Genomic DNA, 22,126 nt, shown 5'->3' with positions numbered 1-22,126 from the left:
GCTGTGGGCCTGACGCGTTTGTTGAAAGCAGTGTAGTGGCGTACTGACGGGTGTCTTACGCCTCGGTGGAAGGATCACCCGTCCGTGGCTGGACGGGGTGGACAACGAGATCGTCCGCTGTCCCTCCGGGGATGGACGAGAGGGCCGGGACTGCGGTCCCGGCCCTCACGCCCTGCGGCTTACGCCTCGTCGTTCACCCACGACATGAGCTTGCGGAGCTCCTTGCCCGTGGTCTCCAGGAGGTGGTTCTCGTCCTGGGTCTTGTACTCGTTGTACTTCTTCAGACCGCCGTGGTACTCGTCCATCCACTGCTTGGCGAAGGTGCCGTCCTGGATCTCGGTCAGGACCTTCTTCATCTCGGCCTTGGTGGCGTCCGTGATGATGCGGGGGCCGGTGACGTAGTCGCCCCACTCGGCGGTCTCGGAGATCGACCAGCGCATCTTCTCCAGGCCGCCCTCGTACATGAGGTCCACGATCAGCTTCAGCTCGTGGAGGCACTCGAAGTACGCGATCTCCGGCTGGTAGCCGGCCTCGGTCAGCGTCTCGAAGCCCGCCTTGACCAGCGCCGCGGTGCCACCGCAGAGCACGGCCTGCTCGCCGAACAGGTCGGTCTCGGTCTCCTCGGTGAAGGTCGTCTTGATGACGCCCGCACGCGTGCCGCCGATGCCCTTGGCGTACGAGAGAGCCAGCGCGAAGCCGTTGCCGGTCGCGTCCTGCTCGACGGCCGCGATACACGGAACGCCGCGGCCCTCCTCGTACTGACGGCGGACGAGGTGGCCCGGGCCCTTGGGGGCGACCATGCAGACGTCGACGCCCTCGGGGGCCTTGATGAAGCCGAAGCGGATGTTCAGGCCGTGACCGAAGAACAGCGCGTCGCCGTCCTTGAGGTTGTCCTTGATGGACTCCTCGTAGACCTGGGCCTGGATCGGGTCCGGGACCAGGATCATGATGACGTCGGCCTCGGCGGCGGCCTCCGAGGGAGTCACCACGCGCAGGCCCTGCTCCTCGGCCTTGGCCTTGGACTTGGAGCCCTCGTGCAGACCGACGCGGACGTCGACACCCGAGTCACGGAGCGACAGCGCGTGGGCGTGGCCCTGGCTGCCGTATCCGATGACCGCGACCTTGCGGCCCTGGATGATGGACAGGTCGGCGTCGTCGTCGTAGAACAGCTCGGCCACTGGAAATCTCCTATGTGTGCTGGTGTTGCGACCCACCGTACGGCGGGCGGGGGGAAGAAAGTTTTCAGGTCTCGCCATACGGGCGGGCCCCACGGCTCGTGCCGGTTGATTCAGGCCGAACGGTCGAGCGCCCGCAGGCTGCGGTCCGTGATGGAGCGGGAGCCGCGGCCGATGGCGATGGTGCCGGACTGGACGAGTTCCTTGATGCCGAAGGGTTCCAGCATCTTGAGCATCGCCTCCAGCTTGTCGCTGGATCCGGTGGCCTCGATGGTGACCGCCTCGGGCGAGACGTCCACGGTCTTGGCGCGGAACAGCTGGACGATCTCGACGATCTGGGAGCGCGTCTCGTTGTCGGCGCGGACCTTGGCGAGGACCAGTTCGCGCGCCACGGCGCCGGCCGGCTCCAGTTCGACGATCTTCAGGACGTTGACGAGCTTGTTGAGCTGTTTGGTGACCTGTTCGAGCGGCAGGTCCTCGACGTTCACGACGATGGTGATGCGTGAGATGTCGGGGTGCTCGGTGACGCCCACGGCCAGGGAGTCGATGTTGAAGCCGCGGCGGGAGAACAGGGCGGTGATCCGTGCGAGGACACCGGGCTTGTTCTCGACCAGGACGGAGAGCGTGTGCTTGGTGGACATGACTCTGGGTCTCTCTTTCGCTCTCGGTCTCAGTCGTCTTCGTTGTCGCCGAAGTCGGGGCGGACCCCGCGGGCGGCCATGACCTCGTCGTTCGAGGTGCCTGCGGCGACCATCGGCCACACCTGGGCGTCCTCGTGGACGATGAAGTCGACCACGACGGGGCGGTCGTTGATGGCGTTGGCCTCGGCGATGACCTTGTCGAGGTCCTCGGGGCGCTCGCAGCGCAGCGCCACGCAGCCCATCGCCTCCGACAGCTTCACGAAGTCCGGGACGCGGGTGCCCTTGTTGGGCGGAGTGTCGCCCTCGGGGCCCGCGTGCAGCACGGTGTTGGAGTAGCGCTGGTTGTAGAACAGCGTCTGCCACTGGCGGACCATGCCGAGGGCGCCATTGTTGATGATGGCGACCTTGATCGGGATGTTGTTCAGGGCGCAGGTGGTGAGTTCCTGATTGGTCATCTGGAAGCAGCCGTCACCGTCGATCGCCCAGACCGTGCGGTCGGGCGCTCCGGCCTTGGCGCCCATCGCGGCCGGGACCGCGTACCCCATCGTTCCGGCGCCGCCCGAGTTCAGCCACGTGGCGGGCTTCTCGTACTGGATGAAGTGGGCGGCCCACATCTGGTGCTGGCCGACGCCCGCCGCGAAGATCGTGTCCGCCGGGGCGAGCTGCCCGACGCGCTCGATGACGTGCTGCGGGGAGAGCGAACCGTCCTCGGGCTGGGTGTAGCCGAGGGGGTAGGTGTCGCGCCAGCGGCTGAGGTCGGCCCACCAGGCGGTGTAGTCGCCCTTCACCCCGGCGGTGTGCTCGGCCTGGACCGCCTGGATCAGGTCGGCGATGACCTCGCGGGCGTCACCGACGATCGGCACGTCGGCGGCGCGGTTCTTGCCGATCTCGGCCGGGTCGATGTCGGCGTGGACGATCTTCGCGAAGGGCGCGAAGCTGTCCAGCTTGCCGGTGACGCGGTCGTCGAAGCGGGCTCCGAGGGCGACGATCAGGTCGGCCTTCTGCAGCGCGGTGACGGCGGTGACCGCTCCGTGCATGCCCGGCATTCCCACGTGCAGCTCGTGACTGTCGGGGAATGCGCCGAGCGCCATCAGTGTGGTGGTGACGGGCGCTCCGGTGAGTTCTGCCAGGACCTTCAGCTCGGCGGTGGCCTGGGCCTTCAGGACGCCGCCGCCGACGTACAGGACGGGCCGCTTGGCCGCGGTGATGAGCTTGGCGGCCTCGCGGATCTGCTTGGCGTGCGGCTTGGTCACCGGGCGGTAGCCGGGCAGGTCCTGGGTGGGCGGCCACTGGAAGGTGGTCTGCGCCTGGAGGGCGTCCTTGGCGATGTCGACCAGGACGGGTCCCGGGCGGCCCGTGGAGGCGATGTGGAAGGCCTCCGCGATCGTCGCCGGGATGTCCTCGGCCTTGGTGACCAGGAAGTTGTGCTTGGTGATCGGCATCGTGATGCCGACGATGTCCGCCTCCTGGAAGGCGTCCGTGCCGATCGCCTTGGAGGCGACCTGGCCGGTGATCGCGACCATGGGCACGGAGTCCATGTGGGCGTCGGCGATCGGCGTGACGAGGTTCGTGGCACCGGGGCCGCTGGTGGCCATGCACACCCCGACCTTGCCGGTGGCCTGCGCGTAACCGGTGGCCGCGTGGCCCGCGCCCTGCTCGTGCCGGACCAGGACGTGACGGACGCGGGTGGAGTCCATCATCGGGTCGTACGCGGGAAGGATGGCACCGCCGGGAATGCCGAATACCGTGTCGGCCCCGACTTCCTCGAGAGAACGAATGAGGGACTGCGCACCCGTGACGTGCTCGACGGGGGCGGACTGCTGTCCTGAGGTTCGGGGCCGCGGCTGCGGATGGTGGGCCCCGGTGGCCTGCTCGGTCATCGGCATTCTCTTCTCGAAGCTGAGGGTTTTTGCGGGGTGTTTGCGGGGGTTTGGCAGGTGCCGGTGCAACAAAAAACCCCTCGTGCCGTGAGGCAAGCGAGGGGAGCGCGTCGGAGCGGGTGCAGGGATTCCGGAGTTCGGACCGGTGAGTCCCAGCTTCAGCCGACGCGCTTTCCAAGTACGAGAATTCGGGTGCGCATGGCATTGACCCTCTCCCCGGCACGCAGTGCCTGTCAAGTAGGTGGGACGGGGGTCTCATTATGTGAGCGGACGAAGGACTCGACACCTCCCCCGTACGCCACTGGCGGGGCGCCCGCGAGCACGGGCTCGGCGGGGCCGTGCGGCACCGGAAACTGCCCGAGCGACAGCGCGCGGCGCAGGCGGTACTCGTCGAGCGGCCCGGAGAACGCCATGCCCTGCCCGTGCGTGCAGCCCATCGCGCGCAGGGCGATGACCTGCTCGGGGAGGTCGACACCGTCGGCCACCGAGTACAGCCCCAGATCGCCGGCGATGCGCAGCAGACCAGAGGTGATCTTGTTCAGCCGCGCGGACTCGACGACACCCTCGATGAGACTGCGATCCAGCTTCAGTACGTCGACGGGGAGCCGTCGCAGCGCGGTGATGGCGGCATAGCCGCTCCCGAAGCCGTCCAGGGCGATCCGTACGCCGAGCCTGCGCAGGGAGGTCAGCCTGCGCTCCAGGTCGTCGAGCGACACACGCGGGTCGCTGTCGGCGAGCTCGATGATGAGCGCCCCGGAGGGCAGTCCGTACCGCGTGAGGAGCGCTTCGATGGACCCGAGCGGCATGGAGCGGTCCAGGAGGCGGCGTGCGCTGATGCGGACCGCGACGGGCGTCGCGTGGCCCGTACGGCCGCGCTCGGCGGCCTGCTGCACGGCCTGCTCGATCATCCAGCGGCCCAGCTCGGCGGTGCGGGCGCCCTCCTGGGCGTCCGACGAGTCGGCCACGCGCAGGAACTCGGCGGGCGTGAAGAGGATGCCCTGCGCCGAGCGCCAGCGCGCCTGGGCGGCGACGGAGGTGATGCGGCCGTCGTCCAGGGAGACCACCGGCTGGTGGAGCAGCGCGAACTCGCCGTCGTGCAGGGCGGTGCGCAGCCGTGTCGCCAGCTCCGCCTTGCGTACGACGTCGGCCTGCATCTGGGGTGCGTACAGCTCGACGCGCCCCTTTCCCGCGGCCTTGGCGCGGTACATCGCGAGGTCGGCGTTGCGCAGCAGCTCGCCCGCGCCGATGCCGGGTTCGGCGAAGGCCACGCCGATGGAAGCCGCCACGCGTACGTCGTTCCCGTCGATCGCGTACGGCTGGGAGAGGGTGATTCTGAGACGGTCGGCGAGTTCGTAGATGTGCTGCTCGCGTGCGGCCTGGTCGCGGGTGCCGTCACCCACGATGAGCGCGGCGAATTCGTCGCCGCCAAGCCGGGCCGCGCAATCCCCGGACCTGACGGCCTCCTGAAGGCGGCGGGCCGCCTGGATGAGGAGTTCGTCCCCTGCTTGGTGGCCGATGGTGTCGTTGACCGCCTTGAAGCCGTCCAGGTCGATGAAGAGCACGGCCGTGCCCCGGTCGGTGACCCTGCGGCCGGTGAGCGCCTGGCCCACCCGGCGGGTGAACAGGGAGCGGTTGGGCAGGTCGGTGAGGGGGTCGTGCTCGGCGTTGTGCTGCAACTGCGCCTGGAGGCGCACCCGTTCGGTGACGTCGCGGCTGTTGAAGAGGAGTCCGCCCTGGTGGCGGTTGACCGTGGACTCCACGTTCAGCCAGTCGCCGTGGCCGGACTTGAAGCGGCACTCGATGCGGGTCGTGGGCTCTTCGGCTGGGTTCGCGGTGAGGAACCTGCGGACTTCGTGGACCACGCGGCCCAGGTCCTCGGGGTGCATGAGCGAGGCCAGTTCGGAGCCGACGAGATCCTCGGCCTCGCGGCCGTAGACCCCTGAGGCGGCCGGGCTGACGTAGTGGAGTATGCCGTTCGGTGCGGCGATCATGATGACGTCGCTCGAACCCTGGACCAGGGAGCGGAAGTGGTTCTCCTTCTGGGCCAGTTCCTGGGTGAGGGTGATGTTGTCGAGGAGCATGATCCCCTGGCGCACGACCAGGGCGAGCACGACCGTGCCCGCGGTGAACAGGACCACTTCGTCGACGCTGCGGCCGCTGAGCACGTTGTAGAGAATTCCCAACGTGCAGACGGCGGCGGCCAGATAGGGCGTCAGCGCGGCCAACGAGCCCGCGATGGGCCGGGTGGCGGCGGACCGCGCGTCCTTGGGGCGGTCGTCGTGCCGCACGCGCGCGTGCTGTTGCGCGTCGTCCCCCTGCTTGTGCCAGGGCACCGCCCAGGGCGCGTACGCGAGGAGCAGCGAGCCGGCGAACCAGCCCGCGTCCAGCATCTGTCCCGAGCGGTAACTGGCGTGCAGGAGAGGCGAGGTGAACATCGCGTCGCACATGACGGTCAGCGCGAGGGCGCCGATCGCCGTGTTCACCGCCGTGCGGTTGGCGGACGACCGTCTGAAGTGCAGCGCTAGCACCATGCTGACCAGCGCGATGTCGAGCAGCGGATAGGCGAGGGAGAGCGCGGCGTGTGCGACGCTCTGGCCCTCGAACTGTGCGGTGTGCGCGAGCGCGAGGCTCCAGGAGAGCGTGAGCAGTGAGCCGCCGATGAGCCAGGCGTCCAGCGACAGGCAGACCCAACCGGCCTTGGTCACCGGGCGCTTGGCGAGCACGAGCAGGCCGATGATGGCGGGGGGCGCGAAGCAGAGGAAGAACAGGTCGGCGAGGCCGGGGCTCGGCACCGGCTGCTCCAGCACGACCTCGTACCAGCCCCATACGCCGTTGCCCAGGGCCGCCATCGCGGAGGAGAGCGCGAACAGCAGCCATGCGGGTCGAAAACGGCTGCGGCGGGTGCGTGAGTAGCGGAAGCAGGAGACCGCGGCGGCCGCCGCCGCGATGCTCAGACCGAAGTCGCCCATGATCAGGGCGGCCCGGGGCGATCCCCAGCCGAACGCGGCCCCGGTGGCATACCCGCCGCAGACCACGAGGAGCGCGATCTGCGAGGCCAGGCTCACGCCGGAGGCGGGTCGCCGGGTCAACGGAGAGCCGGGCGGCATCGGCGCCGTCAGTCCTCCGCCGCCCTCCAGGGCGGTGGCGGGTGACGGGCGGGTGCTCACCGGGCCGCCCTGATCCGTGCCGCGCCCGTGTCCGTCCGCCTCCCGCGCCTGATCGGCCCCGGAAGCTCGTGCACGCGTCCGCCGCGCGTCCGGCGGCGAGCCGGTGCGCCCGAGAGTCGTCGTCGGCGGCCTCGCCGCGTCGGATGGTTCGCCCATTGGCCGTCCATCGCCCGTCGCCCCCCTCGCGTCTGCTGTCTCGTCCCCGGCGCCGACGAACTGTCCACGGCGCAGCCCCTGTCGGGACGATACACCAGTCTCGTCACTCAGGGACATAGCTTCTCTACGCTCCGTGACTGTCGGAGGTGTTGTGGACACGGGGCGCACACAAACAGGTGCGGAGCGTGCTCGAACGGTCCCTGAGTGACAGCGGCTTGGTGGCTACTCGGTCGTCAGGACGACGTTGCCGAGGGGTTCCCCGGCCACGTATCGGCTCAGCTGCGCGGCGAGCAGGCGCTTGGCGCGCGGCTGGAAGGCGGAGGTCGATCCGCCCACATGCGGGCTGATGAGCACTCCAGGAGCCTGCCACAGGGGGTGACCTGCGGGCAGCGGTTCCGGCTCGGTGACGTCGAGGGCGGCGGTGATCCGGCCGCTCTCCAGTTCGGCCAGGAGCGCCTTGGTGTCGACGACGGGGCCGCGCGCGACGTTCACGAGCAGTGCGCCGTCCTTCATGCGGGCCAGGAAGTCGGCGCCCACCAGGCCTCGGGTGGTGTCGGTGAGGGGCGTGGAGAGGATGACCACGTCGGCGTCGGGCAGCAGCGACGGCAGTTCGGCGAGCGGGTGCACGGGCCCGCGCTCCGTGGCACGGGCAGAGCGCGCGACGCGCGCCACCCGCGCGCACTCGAAGGGGGCGAGCCTGTCCTCGATGGCGGACCCGATCGACCCGTATCCGACGATGAGCACCGACTTGTCGGCGAGCGCAGGATAGAAGCCGGACCGCCAGTCCTCCTGCCGCTGTCCTTCGACGAACCGGGGAATGCCCCGCAGCGACGCGAGGACCAGGGCGAGCGTCAGCTCTGCCGTACTGGCCTCGTGCACCCCCTTCGCATTGCACAACTGCACGCCGGGCGCGAGGAATCGGAGCCCGGACCGCATCTGGTCGACGCCCGCGGAGAGTGTCTGTACGGCGCGTACGGACGTCATCTCCGGCAGCGGCCGTACGGCGATCTCCGGACCCTTCAGATAGGGCACCACGTAGAACGCGCAGTCGGCCGGGTCCGCGGGGAAGTCCGGGCCACCGTCCCAGAAGCGGTAGTTGATCCCTGCGTCGGCCGCCCGGGGCAGGCCTTCGATCTCGTCCTCGGCATAGGGGAGCCATACATCTGTCGTCATGGTCAGGAGGCTAATGCGCGGAGGCCGCACGCCGCGTGGAGGGAGGCAGAGGTTACGTTGGGGGCCGCTCGGACATGAGGTGGGAGGGCACGGCCAGGTGGACCGCAGGACGATCGGCGCGGCAGCGCTCGAGGTGGGTGCGGTCGGTCTCGGCTGCATGCCGATGAGCTGGGCGTACACCGGCTCACGGCAGCGGGGCGAGGAGTCGCTGCGCACCGTGCACGCCGCGCTCGACCAGGGCTCGACCCTCCTCGACACCGCGGACATGTACGGGCCGTTCACCAACGAGCTGCTTGTGGGCAGGGCCCTGAAGGAGCGGCGGGCCGAGGCCTTCGTGTCCACCAAGTGCGGTCTCCTTGTGGGCGAGCAGCACATCGTCGCCAACGGCCGCCCCGGTTACGTGAAGCGGGCCTGCGACGCGTCGCTGCGGCGGTTGCAGACCGAGACGATCGACCTGTACCAGCTGCATCGCGCCGATCCCGAGGTGCCCGTCGAGGAGACGTGGGGCGCGATGGCCGAGCTCGTCGCCGCCGGGAAGGTGCGGGCGCTGGGGCTGTGCGCGGTGGGGGCGCGGGCCTCGCGGCGCGAGGGCAGGGGGCTGCACGAGGGAACGATCCGGCAGCTGGAGCGCGTCCAGCAGGTCTTTCCGGTCAGCGCGGTCGAGGCGGAGCTCTCGGTGTGGTCGCGCGAGGCCCTGGAGACGCTGCTGCCGTGGTGCGCGGCGCGTGGCGTCGGCCTGCTGGCGGCGATGCCGCTGGGGAACGGTTTCCTCACGGGGACGCTGACTCCGGGGCAGGGCTTCGAGCCGGACGACCTGCGGGCCCGGCACCCGCGTTTCACCGCCGAGATGATGGCCGCCAACCAGCCGCTGGTGGTGGGCCTGCGCCGGGTGGCCGAGCGGCACGGGGCGACCCCGGCGCAGGTGGCGCTGGCGTGGGTGCTCGCGCAGGGCCCCGCCGTGGTGCCGATCCCGGGGGCCAAGCGGGAGCGGTGGGCGGTGCAGAACGCGGGGGCGGCGGCGGTGCGGCTGACCGGGGCGGATCTGGCCGAGATCGCGGCACTGCCGTCGGCGATGGGATCCTGGGAGTGACGTCCGCTCGTCGATGACGTCCGCTCGTCGGAGATGTCCGCCTCGCGGAGATGTCCGTGCGTCGAATGCGGTCGCGAGTCGGTGGCGTCCGCTGATCGGTCGAGCCGGGTCGGGAACCTCTGGGGGCCGAGCGGTGTATGAACAGGGGAAGCGCTGCGTCGAAGGGAACCTGATCGTGCAACGACCTGCTGTCACGGCCGCATTGGCTGCCACCGCCCTCGTGCTCACGGCCGGTTGCTCGTCCGGGGGCTCGGACACGCCGGACAACGGCAAGAGCGCCGCGTCGAGCCCCGCGAAGTCGGCGGAGGCGACGCCCTCGGGCAAGCCGCGCGCCGGCGACGCCCCGCCGAAGAAGGGCTCGGCGTCGGTCACCAGGACACTCACCGAGAACCTGAAGTCACCGTGGGGACTCGCACCGCTGCCGGGCGGGGACCTGCTGGTGTCCTCGCGCGACGAGGGGACCATCACCCGCGTCGACGGCGAGACGGGCAAGAAGACAGAGCTGGGCTCGGTCCCCGGCGTCTCCCCCGCGGGTGAGGGCGGCCTGATGGGCCTGGCCGTCTCTCCCTCGTACGCGTCGGATCACATGGTCTACGCGTACTTCACCACCGAGTCGGACAACCGCATCAGCCGCATGCTGTACGACGAGAAGAAGCCGTCCGGCCAACAACTGGGCGCGCCCGACACGGTTTTTAAGGGCATCCCCAAGGGCGTGGTCCACAACGGCGGCCGGATCGCCTTCGGCCCGGACAAGATGCTGTACGCGGGTACGGGCGAGACAGGTGACACCGGCCTGGCGCAGGACAAGAAGTCGCTGGGCGGCAAGATCCTGCGCCTGACCGCGGACGGCGACCCGGCCCCCGGCAACCCCTTCGACGACTCCCCCGTCTACTCGTACGGCCACCGGAACGTGCAGGGACTGGCCTGGGACGAGGAGAAGCGGCTCTGGGCCGCGGAGTTCGGCCAGGACACCTGGGACGAGCTGAACGAGATCAAGGCGGGCGACAACTACGGCTGGCCGGAGATCGAGGGCAAGGGCGACGAGGAGGGCTACAACGACCCGGTGGCCCAGTGGAAGACCTCGGACGCCTCCCCCAGCGGTATCGCGTACGCCGAGGGGTCGGTCTGGATGGCGGGCCTGCGCGGCGAGCGCCTCTGGCGCATCCCGGTGCGCGGCGTGGAGGCCGGCACCGTGGAGCCCCAGTCCTTCCTGGAGGGCAAGCACGGCCGTCTGCGCACGGTCGTCGCCGCCGGCAAGGACAAGCTGTGGCTGGTGACGAACGAGACGGATTCCCGGGGCACCCCGGAGAAGGGGGACGACAAGATTCTCGAGGTGACGGTGAAGTAGGACTAACGCACGTGCCCGGTGTCCGGGGGCGTGTCGGCGGCGTCGGCGGGAACGGCTGCTTCGGCCGGTCCCTCGGTCGGTCCGTCGGTCGGCTGCTGGGGCACCCTGACGACCACCTTGCCGGAGGTCAGGTCTATGGGGCCGCGGCTCGGGTCGCCGTCGGCCACGTCGACCCGGCTCAGCTCCAGCCGCTTCTGCTCGTCGTCCGTGTGTTTGCGGCCGGGCTGGAAAAGCTCGATCGGGTTGAACACTGCGCCTCCTGGCGGCCGGGTTCCTCCCTCCAGCGTAAGCGAGCGCCCGCGAAACCCGTCGGGGACGGAAAAGCGCAGGTCAGCCCGTGGACTGTGCGCGTTCCGCGGGGAACAGGCGCAGGCGGTGGGCCAGGGCCGCCGCCTCGCCCCGGCCCGCGACGCCCAGCTTGGCGAGGATGTTGGAGACGTGGACGCTCGCCGTCTTCGGGGAGATGAAGAGCTCCTCGGCGATCTGCCGGTTGCTGCGGCCCGCGGCGACGCGGCGGAGCACGTCACGCTCCCGGCTGGTGAGGCCGAGCGCCTCGGCGGGGTCGACCGGCGTGAGGTGGGGGTTCGCGGTGTGGTGGTCGTCGTCGTTCAGGACGAGGCGGGCACGCTGGGCGAGCCCGGCGACGGAGTCGGCGAGGGGCCGGGCCCGCAGCCCCTCGGCGGTCTTCAGGGCCTGTCGCAGCAGCCCGGCGGCACGCTCGCGATCCGCTTCGGTGCCCGTCCCCGCGGTGGTCGCGAGGAGGGACTCGGCGAGACGGAGGCGGACCCGGGCCACGTCGTAGGGGCGGCCGAGGGGTTCGAACGCGGTGACCGTGGCGGACCAGTCGTCGGGGGTGTCGCGGTCCTCGGCGCGCAGGAGTTCCGCGCGTACCCACTTTTCGTGCGCGACCCAGACCGGCACGGGTGAGGGCAGGTTCTTGGCGATCCGGCGGATGCTGTCGATGGCCTCGGCCCGGCCGGGCTCGGCGGCGGGCAGGCCGCGCGTATCGGCCTCCGAGGTGGCGGCGGCGAGCAGCGCGAGCCAGGTGTAGCGCTGGGTTCCGGGCGGGAAGCCGGCGGCCATGGCCCGTTCGAGTTCGGCGCGGGCAGCGGCGACACCGGCCGCGCGGTCGGGGTCGGCGGCCGCGATGCCGATGGCGGCGGTGACCATGGGCAGGGAGTACTGCGGCATGAGGTCGTGCGAGCCGTAGTGGGCGCGGGCCGTGGCCAGTTGGGCGGCGGCTTCGGCCATGTCACCGCGGCCGAGCGCGACGGAGGCGAGCTGCAGGGCCGCGCCGCCCCGCGGCTTGACGCTGAGCGCACCGCGGCGGGCCGCTTCGGACGCTTCGACCGCCTCGTCCCAACGGCCCAGCGAGACAAGGGTCTCCGCCTTGTTGACCTGGACCCAGCTCTCGGTGTCCGTGAGGCCGTATTTCCGGCAGAGCGCGAGGCCCTGGTCGCTGACCTGCAGGGATTCAAGGTAGCGGCCCGCGCCTTCGAGCACGGACGGCAGGTTGACGTGGATGTGCGGGATGCGGGAGACGAGGCCGGGCGGCGCCATGCAGCGGTCCCGCACCGCGTACATCTCGGCGAGCCCGTCCTCGACGTCGCCCGCGTCGACCATGAGGCCGCCGAGGATGAGCCGGGCGTTGAGTTCGATCTCCTCGGCCTTGACCATCCGGGCGTATTCGACGGCGCGTTGGGCCGCGGCCAGGGTCTGTGCACCGGGGTTGTGGAGCATGCCCCAGGAGGCGACGTTGGTGAGGACCTCGGCGTGCACCTCGGACGGCGGGAGGCCGCGGACCAGGTCCTGCGCGGTGGCGATCTCGGCCCAGCCGTCGCCGCGGGCGAGCGTCGAGGTGAGCCGGGAGCGCTGGATCCAGAACCAGGCGGCGCGCAGGGGGTCCTGCTCGTCCTCGAGGAGCCGCAGCGCACGCTTGGTGATCTTGAGAGCGCGTTCCCGCTCCCCGCAGAGGCGGCCCGCGACGGCGGCCTCCGCCATGAGGTCGAGGTAGCGCAGGGGGGTCGTGGCGGGGTCGCAGCCGCAGGGAGGATAGACCTCGGCGTAGTCGAGCGGGCGCAGTGCGAGGCGTATGTCCTCGGGGGCGTCGTCCCACAGCTCCATCGCCCGTTCCAGGAGCCGCAGTTGCTCGGAGTACGCGTAGCGGCGGCGGGCCTCGACGGAGGCCCGCAGGACCGCGGGGAGTGCCTTCGCCGCGTCGTGTGCGTGGTACCAGTAGCTGGCGAGGCGGGCGGCGCGCTGGTCGGCGGCGACGAGTGAGGGGTCGGCCTCCAGGACCGTGGCGAAGCGGCGGCTGATCCGGGAGCGCTCACCGGGCAGCAGGTCGTCGCCCACGGCCTCACGCACCAGGGAGTGCCGGAAGCGGTAGCCGTCGCCGTCGGGTGACGGCAGCAGGATGTTGGCGCCGACGGCGGCCCGCAGCGCCTCGATCAGGTCGTCCTCCGCGAGCCCCGCGACGGCGGCGAGCAGCGGGTACTCGACGGTCGAGCCGCCCTCGGCGACGATCCTGGCCACGCGCTGGCTGTCCTCGGGCAGTTCCTCGACACGTACGAGCAGGAGATCGCGCAGGGAGTCCGTGAGGCTCGCGCAGCTGCCGCCGTGCGAGGCGACCGCGAGTTCCTCGACGAAGAAGGCGTTGCCGTCCGAGCGGTCGAAGATGTCGTCCACCAGGGACTGCGCGGGCTCGGCGCTGAGGATTCCCGCCATCTGGCGCGCGACCTCGCCCTTGCTGAAGCGGGACAGTTCGATGCGCCGCACCGTGCGCAGACGGTCGAGCTCGGCCAGGAGCGGGCGCAGCGGGTGGCGGCGGTGGATGTCGTCGGCACGGTACGTCGCGACGACGACGAGGCGGCCGCTGCGCAGCGTGCGGAAGAGGTAGGCGAGGAGGTGGCGGGTGGAGGCGTCGGCCCAGTGCAGGTCTTCCAGGGCGATCACCACGGGGCGGTCGGTGGCCAGGCGCTCCAGGAGGCGGACGGTCAGCTCGAAGAGGCGGGCCATGCCTTCCTCGTCGTGCTGGGCGTCGGTGCCCCGGCGGCGCTGCGGTGCCTCGCCGAGTTCGGGCAGGAGCCGGGCGAGCTCGCCCTCCTGGTCGGCGGCAGCGGCGTCCACCTCGTCGGGGAGCTGGCGGCGCAGGGAGCGCAGGGCGCTGGAGAAGGGGGCGAAGGGCAGGCCGTCCGCGCCGATCTCGACGCAGCCGCCGAGGGCGACGACGGCGCCTTCGGCGCGGGCCGCCGCGGTGAACTCCTCGATGAGGCGGGTCTTGCCGACGCCGGCCTCGCCGCCGAGCAGCAAAGCCTGCGGCTCGCCCGTGCCGGGGGTCGTCCCCTTGGCACGGGCGAGTGCGTCTTTCAGTACGCCCAGTTCGTCGGAACGGCCGACGAACACGGGGCTTACGGACCTGGTCTCCACAGCGGTGAGCATCGCACAGGGTGAGTGCTCGGTGGCAGCGGATATCCCGAGGGCAGAAACCGCCGCGGCGGACGCGGCTCCCGGTGACGCTCCGGTCGCCGGGCCGGTCGCCCCTCCGGCCGCCGCTGCCGGCCGCATCACGCGGCCCGGGAGAAGCGGCTCCTCCACTGGGCCGCGCTCACCCGCCCCTCGGTTCCGTGACGGGCGGAGCGGCGGGCGGCGCGGGCCGCCGCCTTGGCCTCGCGGGCCTCCCGCAGGAGGCGGCGGCGTTCGGCCTCGCGGACGAGGTCGGCGGCGCGCAGCTGGTGCATTTCGTACTCGAACATGAGAACTCCCTGGCTTCTGGCTTCGAGGTCCGACGTCGACCTCTGACTTCGGTTTCCGGCCTCGCGGTCCGTGAGTCGCTGTTCGCGGCTCCCGTTCTGCGATGCCTTTACTTTCGTCTGCCAGGGAGAGGCGGCACATCGGGAGAGTGCCGCATCTTGAGGGGGTGGGGGGCCTTAGGGGGGTGTGAGGGTGCCTTAGGGCCTTGCCCCACCACGGCTCAGGGTGCCCTGAGCCGAAAACGCCGGTAGGGCTGAATCCTCAGCCCCACCGGCGTTCGTACGTACTGCGCTGCCGTCAACTGGCCGACGGCAGCCCGTAGATCAGGTCCGAGTACTTGGCGATGGCCAGCAGCAGGCCGATGACGCCCAGGGCGACACCCGCCCACGCGACCGACTTGATCCACGGCGCCTGCACCTGGTCGGGCGCACCGAACGCGGGCCTGACCAGGACGACGAACCCGACGACCAGCGCGGCGAGCGCGAAGGCGCCGGCGATCAGCGCCGTGACCTGCCAGGAGTCGCCGTACAGGGCCTGGATCTGGTCGGCGACGCTCGCCGACTGCTTGGTCTCGAGCTGCCCGACGATGTTCGAGCGCGCCGCGGCGACCGTGCCGAGCCAGCCGCCGGACAGGCCGATCACGCCGAGAGCGGCGGCGACGACGGCCGCGGCGCCCTGGAACACGCCGGTGGACTTGGCCGGAGCGACCTCTTCCACCACGACGAGCTCATCGGCGTCATCGTCCTCGACGCCGTCCTCGACCGGAACCTCGCCGTCGGCGGTCTTCTCCACCGTGACAGCGCCCTTGGCGTCCGTGGTGTCCACGGCCTCCGGCTCTGCGGGCTTCGCGGCCGCCTCGGCCGCGATCTCGTCCTGTGTCTTAGTTCCCATGCACCGCACCGTACGGACGGAGTCTGAGAGGTTTCTTAACGAGCCGAATCCGTGGTGTCCACGGGCTCACGCGCCTTGCGCCACTCCGGCGCGAGCACCGACCACACCTCCATGTCGTGCCGCACCCCCTGCCAGGGGAAGCACTCCCGAAGGACCCCGTCCTTGGTCATCCCGAGCCGCTTGGCCACCGCGATGCTGGGGCCGTTCGCCGTGGACACGAGCCACTCCACGCGGTGCATGCCGCGCTCGTCCACGGCCCAGTCGATGAGGACCCGGCTCGCCCTGGTGATCAGACCGCGCCCGGCGGCCGAAGGCTCGAGCCAGACGCCCACCTCGCAGCTCTCCATGGCCGTGTCGAAGATCCGGAAGAGCACTCCCCCGACGAGCGTGCCGTCCAGCCAGATGCCGTACAGGCGGCCCGTGTCGGCGGCCTGCCGGTCGGCGAACATCTGGAGCAGCTCCCGGGCCGACGCGAGGTCCTTCGTCCGCACGGTCAGGGGCACCCACGGCCCCGCGTACTCCCGTGCGCGCTCGACGTGCGCGAGGAACTCCTCCGCCTGCCACGGCTCGATGGGCCGCAGCTCAGCGCCCTCGCCCAGCGATATCGCGAACATCCCGCTCCTCCAGTCCGTCCGGCGCCCCGGCCGGGTCGTCGTGCGTGTCCCGTTGTCCCGGGATCCTCGCACTGACGACGGCCGTTCTCGACCGACATTCCGGGGGCTCGATGCTGATGCGCGGCAGCAGGCGGTCGAGGCCGCGCGGCAGCCACCAGTTGGCGCCGCCCAGCATGTGCATCAGGGCGGGCACGAGCAGCGTGCGCAGGACGAAGGCGTCGAGTGCGACCGCGGCGGCGAGGCCGATGCCGAACATCGCGATGACCCGGTCGCCGCTCAGGACGAAGGCGAGGAAGACCGAGATCATGATGACCGCCGCCGAGTTGATCACGCGGCTCGTCTCGGCGAGGCCGACGCGGACGGCCCGCCGGTTGTCACCGGTCTCCAGCCACTCCTCGTACATCCGGCTGACGAGGAAGACCTGGTAGTCCATCGAGAGTCCGAAGAGGACCGACACCATGATCACGGGCAGGAAGGGTTCGATCGGTCCGGCCGAGCCGAGACCGAGCAGCTCGCTCCCCCAGCCCCACTGGAAGATCGCGACGACGACCCCGAAGGCGGACGCCACCGCCGCCACGTTCATCGCGGCGGCCTTCAGGGGGATGCCGATGGACCGGAAGGCGAGAAGGAGCAGGACACAGCCGAGGCCGATGACCACGCCCACGAAGAGCGGCAGCTTGCCGACGATGATCTCCGCGAAGTCGTCGTAGCTCGCCGTGACGCCGCCGACCTGAAGATCGAGCGAGGTGTCGGCCTCGGCCCGCGGGATCACGTCGTCGCGCAGCCGGTCGACGAGATCGCTGGTCCGCTGCGACTGGGGGGACGAGTCCGGTAGGACGGTGACGTGGGCGACCGTGCCGTCGGCGCCGTACGTGACGGGGCTGACGGAGGCGACGCCCTGGGTCGATTCGAGTGTGTCGCCGAGGTTGGTGAGGGCGAGCCGGTCACCCGCTCCGTCGACGTCCGTGACGAGTGTGAGGGGGCCGTTCACGCCGGGGCCGAAGCCGTCCGCGAGCAGGTCGTAGGCCTGCCGGGTGGTGGCCGACGCCGGGTTGTTGCCCTGGTCGGATGTGCCCAGGTGGAGGGAGAGCGTGGGCAGGGCGAGCAGCGCCATCACGGCGACGGCGACGCCGCCGAGCAGCTTCGGGTGCCGTTCCACGAAGGCGGACCAGCGGGCGGCGAGCCCGGTGGGCAGCTCCGGGGCCGGGCCGTGTTCGGCGAGGGCGCGCCGTTCGCGGCGGCTCAGCGCGCGCGGTCCGATCCAGGACAGGAGCGCGGGCAGCAGGGTCACCGACGCGGCGACCGTGAGGAGCACGGTCAGCGATCCCGCGATCGCGACGCCGCCCAGGAAGCTGAGCCGCAGGATGAGCATGCCGAGCAGCGCGATGCACACGGTGGCGCCCGCGAAGACGACCGCGCGCCCGGTGGTGGCGACCGCGCGCTCGGCGGCGACGGCCACCGGAAGGCCCTGTTTGAGGCCTTTGCGGTGGCGGGTCACGATGAACAGCGCGTAGTCGATGCCGACGCCGAGCCCGATCAGGGTGCCCAGCATCGGGGCGAAGTCGGCGACGGTCATGACGTGCCCGAGGAGCACGATGCCCGCGTAGGCCGTGCCGACGGACACCAGCGCTGTGGCGATGGGCAGGATCGAGGCGGCGAGCGAGCCGAAGGCGAGGAAGAGCACCACGGCGGCGACGGCGACCCCGACGATCTCGGCGGTCTGCGCGCTCTTGGACTCGGTGAGGGCGACGGCGCTGCCGCCGAGCTGGACGTCCAGGCTGTCGGAATCGGCGGCCTTCGCGGTGTCGACGAGGGCCTGCGCGTCCGCCTTGTCGATGGCGTCGGCCTGCTCGTGGAAGGTGACGGTGGCGTACGCGATGCGCGCGTCGTCACTGATCTGTGCGGCGCCGCGCTCCGCGTACGGACTGCTGACGGAGGCCACGGCCGGCATCTTCTCGATCGTGTCGAGGGTGTCGGTCATCGTCTGCTCGATGTCGGCGGCGCGCACCGTCGTGCCGGCCTCGGTCCGCCAGACGACGGTGTTGCTGTCGCCACCGAGACCCTCGAAGCCCTCGTTCAGGAGCTCGGTCGCACGGCCGGATTCGGTGCCCGGCACCTCGTAGTCGTTGGAGTACGCGGATCCGGCGAGCGCCGCGGCGCTCGCGGCCCCCGAGAGGGCGATGAGCCAGAGCAGTACTGCGAGGAGGCGGTGCTTCACACACCACCGTGCGAGTGCTGCCACTGACCGGCTCCCTGGGATGGTTCGTGGGTCTTTATCGGGAACAGTCGTGAATGCACTGAACAGCCCGCAAAGAACGCATGAGCGACGACATGTGCGCCAGGGACACTTTGACAGGATCTGGAGATCGTCGGTCCGGTTCGTGGCTTTCCTCACAAGAGCACAAAAGGTGTGCGAGGCCCCACCGGGACCTCGCACACCCTGGGAGAACCGGGGCTTCAGCCCGATACGCTCGCGCGTCCGTTCTCTATGTGCCCCATCAGACGGCGCCGGAAGACGGGCTCGCCCGCGGTCGTGACCTGGAAGTCGTACCAGCCGTGCTCGTCGTCCGTCCGCCAGGCGATCGTGCGGCTGCTGCCCGCCTTCACACGGACGACCCTGGTCCGCTTCCTGATGTCGCCCTCGTCCACGTATCCGAGCGGCTTGACCGTGAAGAGGAGCTCCTTGCGGCCGCGGTTGGCCAGGGTCACGTGGAGCTCGCGGCGGGTGATCGCCGAGGCGAGCTGCGCGCCGCCGTCCTTGCCGCCCGCGAACTCACGCCGGAAGCCGTTCGGCCCCGTGATCGTGAAGGCGTACGCGTCCTTGGCCACCGGCACCGTCCAGGAACCCTCGCGCACGACGTCCTGGTGCTGCGGGACCGCGAACTCGCCTGCGTACGGATAGAGCGCGAAGTGCGCGCTGGAGCGGCCGCCGTTGCGCAACTGTACGGAGAGGGCGCCGTCGCGCCCCTGCTTCACGTACGCGTCCGGCTGGTAGGGCAGCGGGCGGGCGCGGCGGCTGCCCGGTTCCTGGACCGGCATGGACTGCTTCAGGGGCGGCTGCGGGGACCAGCGGCCGCTGAACTCCGGGATGGCGCCGGGCTGCTCGACCTCGGGCTGCCGGTGGCCGCGCCGGAAGTCGAAGGCGCCGGTGAGGTCGCCGGTGACCTTGCGGCGCCAGGCGCTGATGTTGGGTTCCCGGACGCCGGTCCACTTCTCCAGGAAGCGCACGACGGAGGTGTGGTCGAAGACCTCGGACGTGACGTAGCCGCCGACTGTCCAGGGCGAGACGACGAGCATGGGGACGCGCACGCCGAGGCCGGTCGGCTTCCCCTCCCAGCGCTCCTCCTGGTCCTCGGGCGAGTCGGTGCCGGGCACCGGCGGCGGGACGTGGTCGAAGAAGCCGTCGTTCTCGTCGTAGTTGATGAAGACGGCGGTGCGCCGCCAGACCTCGGGGTGCGAGGCGAGGGCGTCGAGGACCTTGTAGACGATGGTCGCGCTGTGGATCGGCGAGGAGACGCTGGGGTGCTCGGAGTCGAGGGCGGAGGGCACCAGGTAGCTGACCTTGGCCAGCTTGCCGCCGGCGACGTCCTTGGCGAACTCCTCGGCGAGCTTGCCGGTGGGCACGCGCCGCAGGCCGCGCTCGAACAGCGACTTCTCCGCCTTGGTGAGGGTGGCGACGCCCTCCTCCAGGGTGGCGAGCAGCTTCGCGCGCTCGGCCTCGTCCTTGGCGTCGCGCACCTTGGCGTAGAAGGCCTCCATGAAGGTGAGGCCGGTCTTGGCGAGGACCTTGCGGGCGATGGCCTTGAAGGTGGTGAAGAACTCGATCTGGTTGTCGGTGAAGTTCTCCCACTCCGTGTACGTCTGCCAGCTCACGCCCGCCTTCTCCAGGCGCTCGGCGTACGTCCCCCAGTCGTAACCGGGGTGCTTGCCCTCGTCGTACGCGTCGTTGCCGACGGCGCGCTTGCCGTTCGCCTCGTAGCCCGTCTTGCCGCTCCACAGGTGGTTGCGGTTGGGGCTCGTGGAGGTGTGGACGGACGAGTGGTAGGCGTCGCAGACGGTGAAGGTGTCGGCGAGTTCGTAGTGCAGCGGGATGTCGTCGCGCGTGTAGTACGCCATCGTCGCCGCGGTCTTGGCGGTGATCCAGCCGTCCGACCAGCCGTCGTGCCAGGCCTTGGCGCCGCCGCTCCAGGAGTGGTCGAGGGCGCCGATGTACTGCAGGTCCTTCTTCTGCACCGCGGCGGCCTCGCGGACCGGGAAGGGCATGACGGTGCGCAGCGCGCCCGGCTGCTCGAACACGGACGTGCCGCTCGGGAGCCGGATGGCGTTGCGGTCGCCGAAGCCGCGTACGCCGCGCAGGGCGCCGAAGTAGTGGTCGAAGGACCGGTTCTCCTGCATCAGGATGACGACGTGCTCGATCGAGTCGAGCCCGCCGCTGCCGGGTTTGTGCCGGTCCTGCGCCAGTGCCAGCTGCAACGACGGCGGCAGGAAGGATCCGACGGCGGCGGCGCCGACCGCGCCACCGCCGACCGCCATCAGTCGCCTGCGGGAAATCTCGGGGGACACGTAACGACCTCCAGTCGACGGCCAATGGTTCTCCGCTGATCCATTGACCTACTCGGCGGGACGCTAGTGAAGTCCGGTATCCGTGTGAAGACTTGGGGACGAAGTCGACGTGAACGGAGCCGCTTGAGTACGGGTGGCCCGGCGCGGTCAGCCGATCAGCAGCCCGGCCCACAGCGCGAGGGTCGATGCCGCGAGCGTGAGGGGCACGGTCATCACGCCGAGCAGGGTGAACGTCCGCAGGTCGGCGTCCGTGCCGTGGTCGTGCAGGATGCGGCGCCACAGCAGGGTGGCGAGCGAGCCGACGTACGTCAGGTTCGGGCCGATGTTGACGCCGATCAGGGCGGCCAGGACGGGTCCCGGGCCCGCGGGGGCGACGGCGGGCAGCAGGGCGAGGATCGCGGGCAGGTTGTTGATGAGGTTGGCGAGCACGGCGGCGAGGCCCGCGATCGCGAGCAGGGCGGGCAGCGAGGCGCCGTCCGGCAGGATCCACTCGATCCCGGATCCGAGGCCGTTGTCGACGACCGCCTTGACGACGATGCCGAGCGCCAGCACGAACAGGCAGAAGAGCGGGCTCGCGGAGCGGACGAGTGCGGTGGCGCTCGTACGGCGTCGCAGCAGCGCGCGGACCGCGAGCACCGCGGCTCCGGCGAGGGCCGCCCACAGGGGTTCGGCTCCGGCCAGCGAGGTGACGACGAAGCCGGCGAGGGTGAGACCGAGGACGACCAGCGTGAAGACCGGTACGGGAGTCAGCTCGACCTCCTCTGGCTCCTCGGCGCCCGCGTCCAGGTCGGCCTCGAAGTACCGCCTGAACGCCACGTATTCGATGCCGATCGCGACCAGCCACGGCAATGCCATCAGGAACGCGAACCGGGTGAAGGTGAGACCACTGGCGGTGAGGGCGAGGAGGTTGGTGAGGTTGGAGACGGGCAGCAGGAGCGACGCCGAGTTGGCGAGATGCGCGGTGGCGTAGACGTGTGGGCGCGGCCTCGCCCCGACGCGGGCCGCGGTGGCGAAGACGACCGGCGTGAGCAGGACGACGGTGGCGTCGAGGCTGAGCACGGCGGTGATCGCCGCGGCCACCCCGAAGACCCCGCCGAGGAGCGCCCGGGGTCGTCCGCCGCAGATCCGGGCGACGAGATCCCCGGCGGCGGCGAAGAGCCCGTCGTCCGCGCAGAGTTGGGCGAGCACCAGCACGGCGGCCAGGAAACCCACCACGGGCAGGAGGCTCTCCACCTCCGCGAGCGCGTGTTCCGGCGAGACGGCCCCGAGCCCCACGACGATCCCGGCGGCGGGCAGCGCGGCGGCGGCCTCGGGCCACTTCCTGGGCCGTATGACGGCGAACGCGAGCACGGCGAGCAGCAGGCCGACGGAGAGGATCTCGGCGGTGAGGGTGTTCAGGGGGTGCTCCGTGGCCCCCGGAGGGGCGGTCGTTCGGGAGGGCGGGGTGGCGAGGGGGTGCGATGCCCGCGGGCCGGTGGGGGCTGGTCGCGCAGTTCCCCGCGCCCCTTGAGGGGCCCGGTATCGCACCGGACTTCGCCGCGTCCGCGGCGTGCGCACCTCCGGAACATGAAGCGGGGCGGCGCCTGTCTCTTATACACATCTGACAGGCCTCCGTACGGGCCGGCGTCGCCGCCGCCGTCGAGGCGCTCGGCGGCCTGGACGTCCTGGTCAACGC

General features: G+C 70.9%; 15 protein-coding genes. 2 read left to right on the top strand and 13 right to left on the bottom strand.

Features of this window, described 5'->3' with window-relative positions; genetic code table 11:
• Positions 1 to 179: 179 nt before the first annotated feature.
• The 5 genes from ilvC to ACWGIH_RS25905 form a co-directional block, all read right to left on the bottom strand.
• Positions 180 to 1,178 (bottom strand): ketol-acid reductoisomerase, encoded by a 999-nt coding sequence (gene ilvC / locus ACWGIH_RS25925; protein WP_451216236.1) that lies wholly within the window; start codon positions 1,176 to 1,178, stop codon positions 180 to 182.
• Positions 1,179 to 1,288: 110 nt separating this feature from the next.
• Entirely contained in the window at positions 1,289 to 1,816 is a 528-nt protein-coding gene (gene ilvN, locus ACWGIH_RS25920) for an acetolactate synthase small subunit (RefSeq protein WP_160507374.1), read from the bottom strand.
• A 29-nt stretch (positions 1,817 to 1,845) separates the two neighbouring features.
• The gene (locus tag ACWGIH_RS25915; RefSeq protein ID WP_453443710.1) at positions 1,846 to 3,696 is read right to left on the bottom strand and encodes an acetolactate synthase large subunit; all 1,851 of its coding nucleotides are present in this window, start codon (positions 3,694 to 3,696) and stop codon (positions 1,846 to 1,848) included.
• 233 nt (positions 3,697 to 3,929) lie between these two features.
• Positions 3,930 to 6,863: a putative bifunctional diguanylate cyclase/phosphodiesterase gene (locus ACWGIH_RS25910; protein ID WP_453443711.1), complete on the bottom strand. Its 2,934-nt coding sequence runs from the start codon at positions 6,861 to 6,863 to the stop codon at positions 3,930 to 3,932.
• Between the two features lie 378 nt (positions 6,864 to 7,241).
• Positions 7,242 to 8,192: a 2-hydroxyacid dehydrogenase gene (locus ACWGIH_RS25905; RefSeq protein WP_453443713.1), complete on the bottom strand. Its 951-nt coding sequence runs from the start codon at positions 8,190 to 8,192 to the stop codon at positions 7,242 to 7,244.
• 97 nt (positions 8,193 to 8,289) lie between these two features.
• On the opposite strand from ACWGIH_RS25905, the gene ACWGIH_RS25900 reads away from it, so the two are divergent.
• Both ACWGIH_RS25900 and ACWGIH_RS25895 read left to right on the top strand, forming a co-directional pair.
• Positions 8,290 to 9,282 (top strand): aldo/keto reductase, encoded by a 993-nt coding sequence (locus ACWGIH_RS25900; RefSeq protein WP_453443715.1) that lies wholly within the window; start codon positions 8,290 to 8,292, stop codon positions 9,280 to 9,282.
• 169 nt (positions 9,283 to 9,451) lie between these two features.
• A complete protein-coding gene (locus ACWGIH_RS25895; RefSeq protein ID WP_453443743.1) occupies positions 9,452 to 10,630 on the top strand; it encodes a PQQ-dependent sugar dehydrogenase in 1,179 nt (392 codons plus the stop codon).
• A 2-nt stretch (positions 10,631 to 10,632) separates the two neighbouring features.
• On the opposite strand, the gene ACWGIH_RS25890 is transcribed toward ACWGIH_RS25895, so the two are convergent.
• The 8 genes from ACWGIH_RS25890 to ACWGIH_RS25855 all read right to left on the bottom strand — a co-directional run bounded on the left by ACWGIH_RS25890 (position 10,633) and on the right by ACWGIH_RS25855 (position 21,828).
• Positions 10,633 to 10,881, bottom strand: a complete 249-nt coding sequence (locus tag ACWGIH_RS25890; protein WP_453443717.1) for a DUF6191 domain-containing protein — start codon at positions 10,879 to 10,881, stop codon at positions 10,633 to 10,635.
• Positions 10,882 to 10,960: 79 nt separating this feature from the next.
• Entirely contained in the window at positions 10,961 to 14,071 is a 3,111-nt protein-coding gene (locus ACWGIH_RS25885; RefSeq protein WP_453443718.1) for a helix-turn-helix transcriptional regulator, read from the bottom strand.
• Positions 14,072 to 14,196: 125 nt separating this feature from the next.
• Positions 14,197 to 14,385, bottom strand: coding sequence for a hypothetical protein (locus ACWGIH_RS25880; RefSeq protein ID WP_453443720.1), 189 nt, complete (start codon positions 14,383 to 14,385; stop codon positions 14,197 to 14,199).
• A gap of 295 nt (positions 14,386 to 14,680) precedes the next feature.
• The gene (locus tag ACWGIH_RS25875) at positions 14,681 to 15,274 is read right to left on the bottom strand and encodes a hypothetical protein (protein WP_453443721.1); all 594 of its coding nucleotides are present in this window, start codon (positions 15,272 to 15,274) and stop codon (positions 14,681 to 14,683) included.
• A gap of 35 nt (positions 15,275 to 15,309) precedes the next feature.
• Positions 15,310 to 15,888: a GNAT family N-acetyltransferase gene (locus ACWGIH_RS25870; RefSeq protein ID WP_453443723.1), complete on the bottom strand. Its 579-nt coding sequence runs from the start codon at positions 15,886 to 15,888 to the stop codon at positions 15,310 to 15,312.
• Positions 15,857 to 18,130 (bottom strand): MMPL family transporter, encoded by a 2,274-nt coding sequence (locus tag ACWGIH_RS25865; RefSeq protein ID WP_453443725.1) that lies wholly within the window; start codon positions 18,128 to 18,130, stop codon positions 15,857 to 15,859. The genes ACWGIH_RS25870 and ACWGIH_RS25865 overlap by 32 nt, the downstream gene beginning before the upstream one ends.
• A 215-nt stretch (positions 18,131 to 18,345) precedes the next feature.
• On the bottom strand, positions 18,346 to 20,451 hold the full coding sequence (locus ACWGIH_RS25860) for a phosphocholine-specific phospholipase C (RefSeq protein WP_453443727.1): 2,106 nt from the start codon (positions 20,449 to 20,451) through the stop codon (positions 18,346 to 18,348).
• 147 nt (positions 20,452 to 20,598) lie between these two features.
• Positions 20,599 to 21,828: an SLC13 family permease gene (locus tag ACWGIH_RS25855; protein WP_453691703.1), complete on the bottom strand. Its 1,230-nt coding sequence runs from the start codon at positions 21,826 to 21,828 to the stop codon at positions 20,599 to 20,601.
• Positions 21,829 to 22,126: the final 298 nt, after the last annotated feature.

This window comes from Streptomyces sp. NPDC054872, assembly GCF_053610705.1.
This window is presented reverse-complemented; position numbering and strand designations above follow the sequence as displayed.

Coding starts and splice junctions, on each gene's coding strand:
- ilvN (WP_160507374.1), bottom strand. CDS start 1,816: ATGTCCACCAAGCACACGCTCTCCGTCCTGGTCGAGAACAAGCCCGGT.
- ACWGIH_RS25915 (WP_453443710.1), bottom strand. CDS start 3,696: ATGACCGAGCAGGCCACCGGGGCCCACCATCCGCAGCCGCGGCCCCGA.
- ACWGIH_RS25905 (WP_453443713.1), bottom strand. CDS start 8,192: ATGACGACAGATGTATGGCTCCCCTATGCCGAGGACGAGATCGAAGGC.
- ACWGIH_RS25885 (WP_453443718.1), bottom strand. CDS start 14,071: ATGCTCACCGCTGTGGAGACCAGGTCCGTAAGCCCCGTGTTCGTCGGC.
- ACWGIH_RS25880 (WP_453443720.1), bottom strand. CDS start 14,385: ATGTTCGAGTACGAAATGCACCAGCTGCGCGCCGCCGACCTCGTCCGC.
- ACWGIH_RS25875 (WP_453443721.1), bottom strand. CDS start 15,274: ATGGGAACTAAGACACAGGACGAGATCGCGGCCGAGGCGGCCGCGAAG.
- ACWGIH_RS25870 (WP_453443723.1), bottom strand. CDS start 15,888: ATGTTCGCGATATCGCTGGGCGAGGGCGCTGAGCTGCGGCCCATCGAG.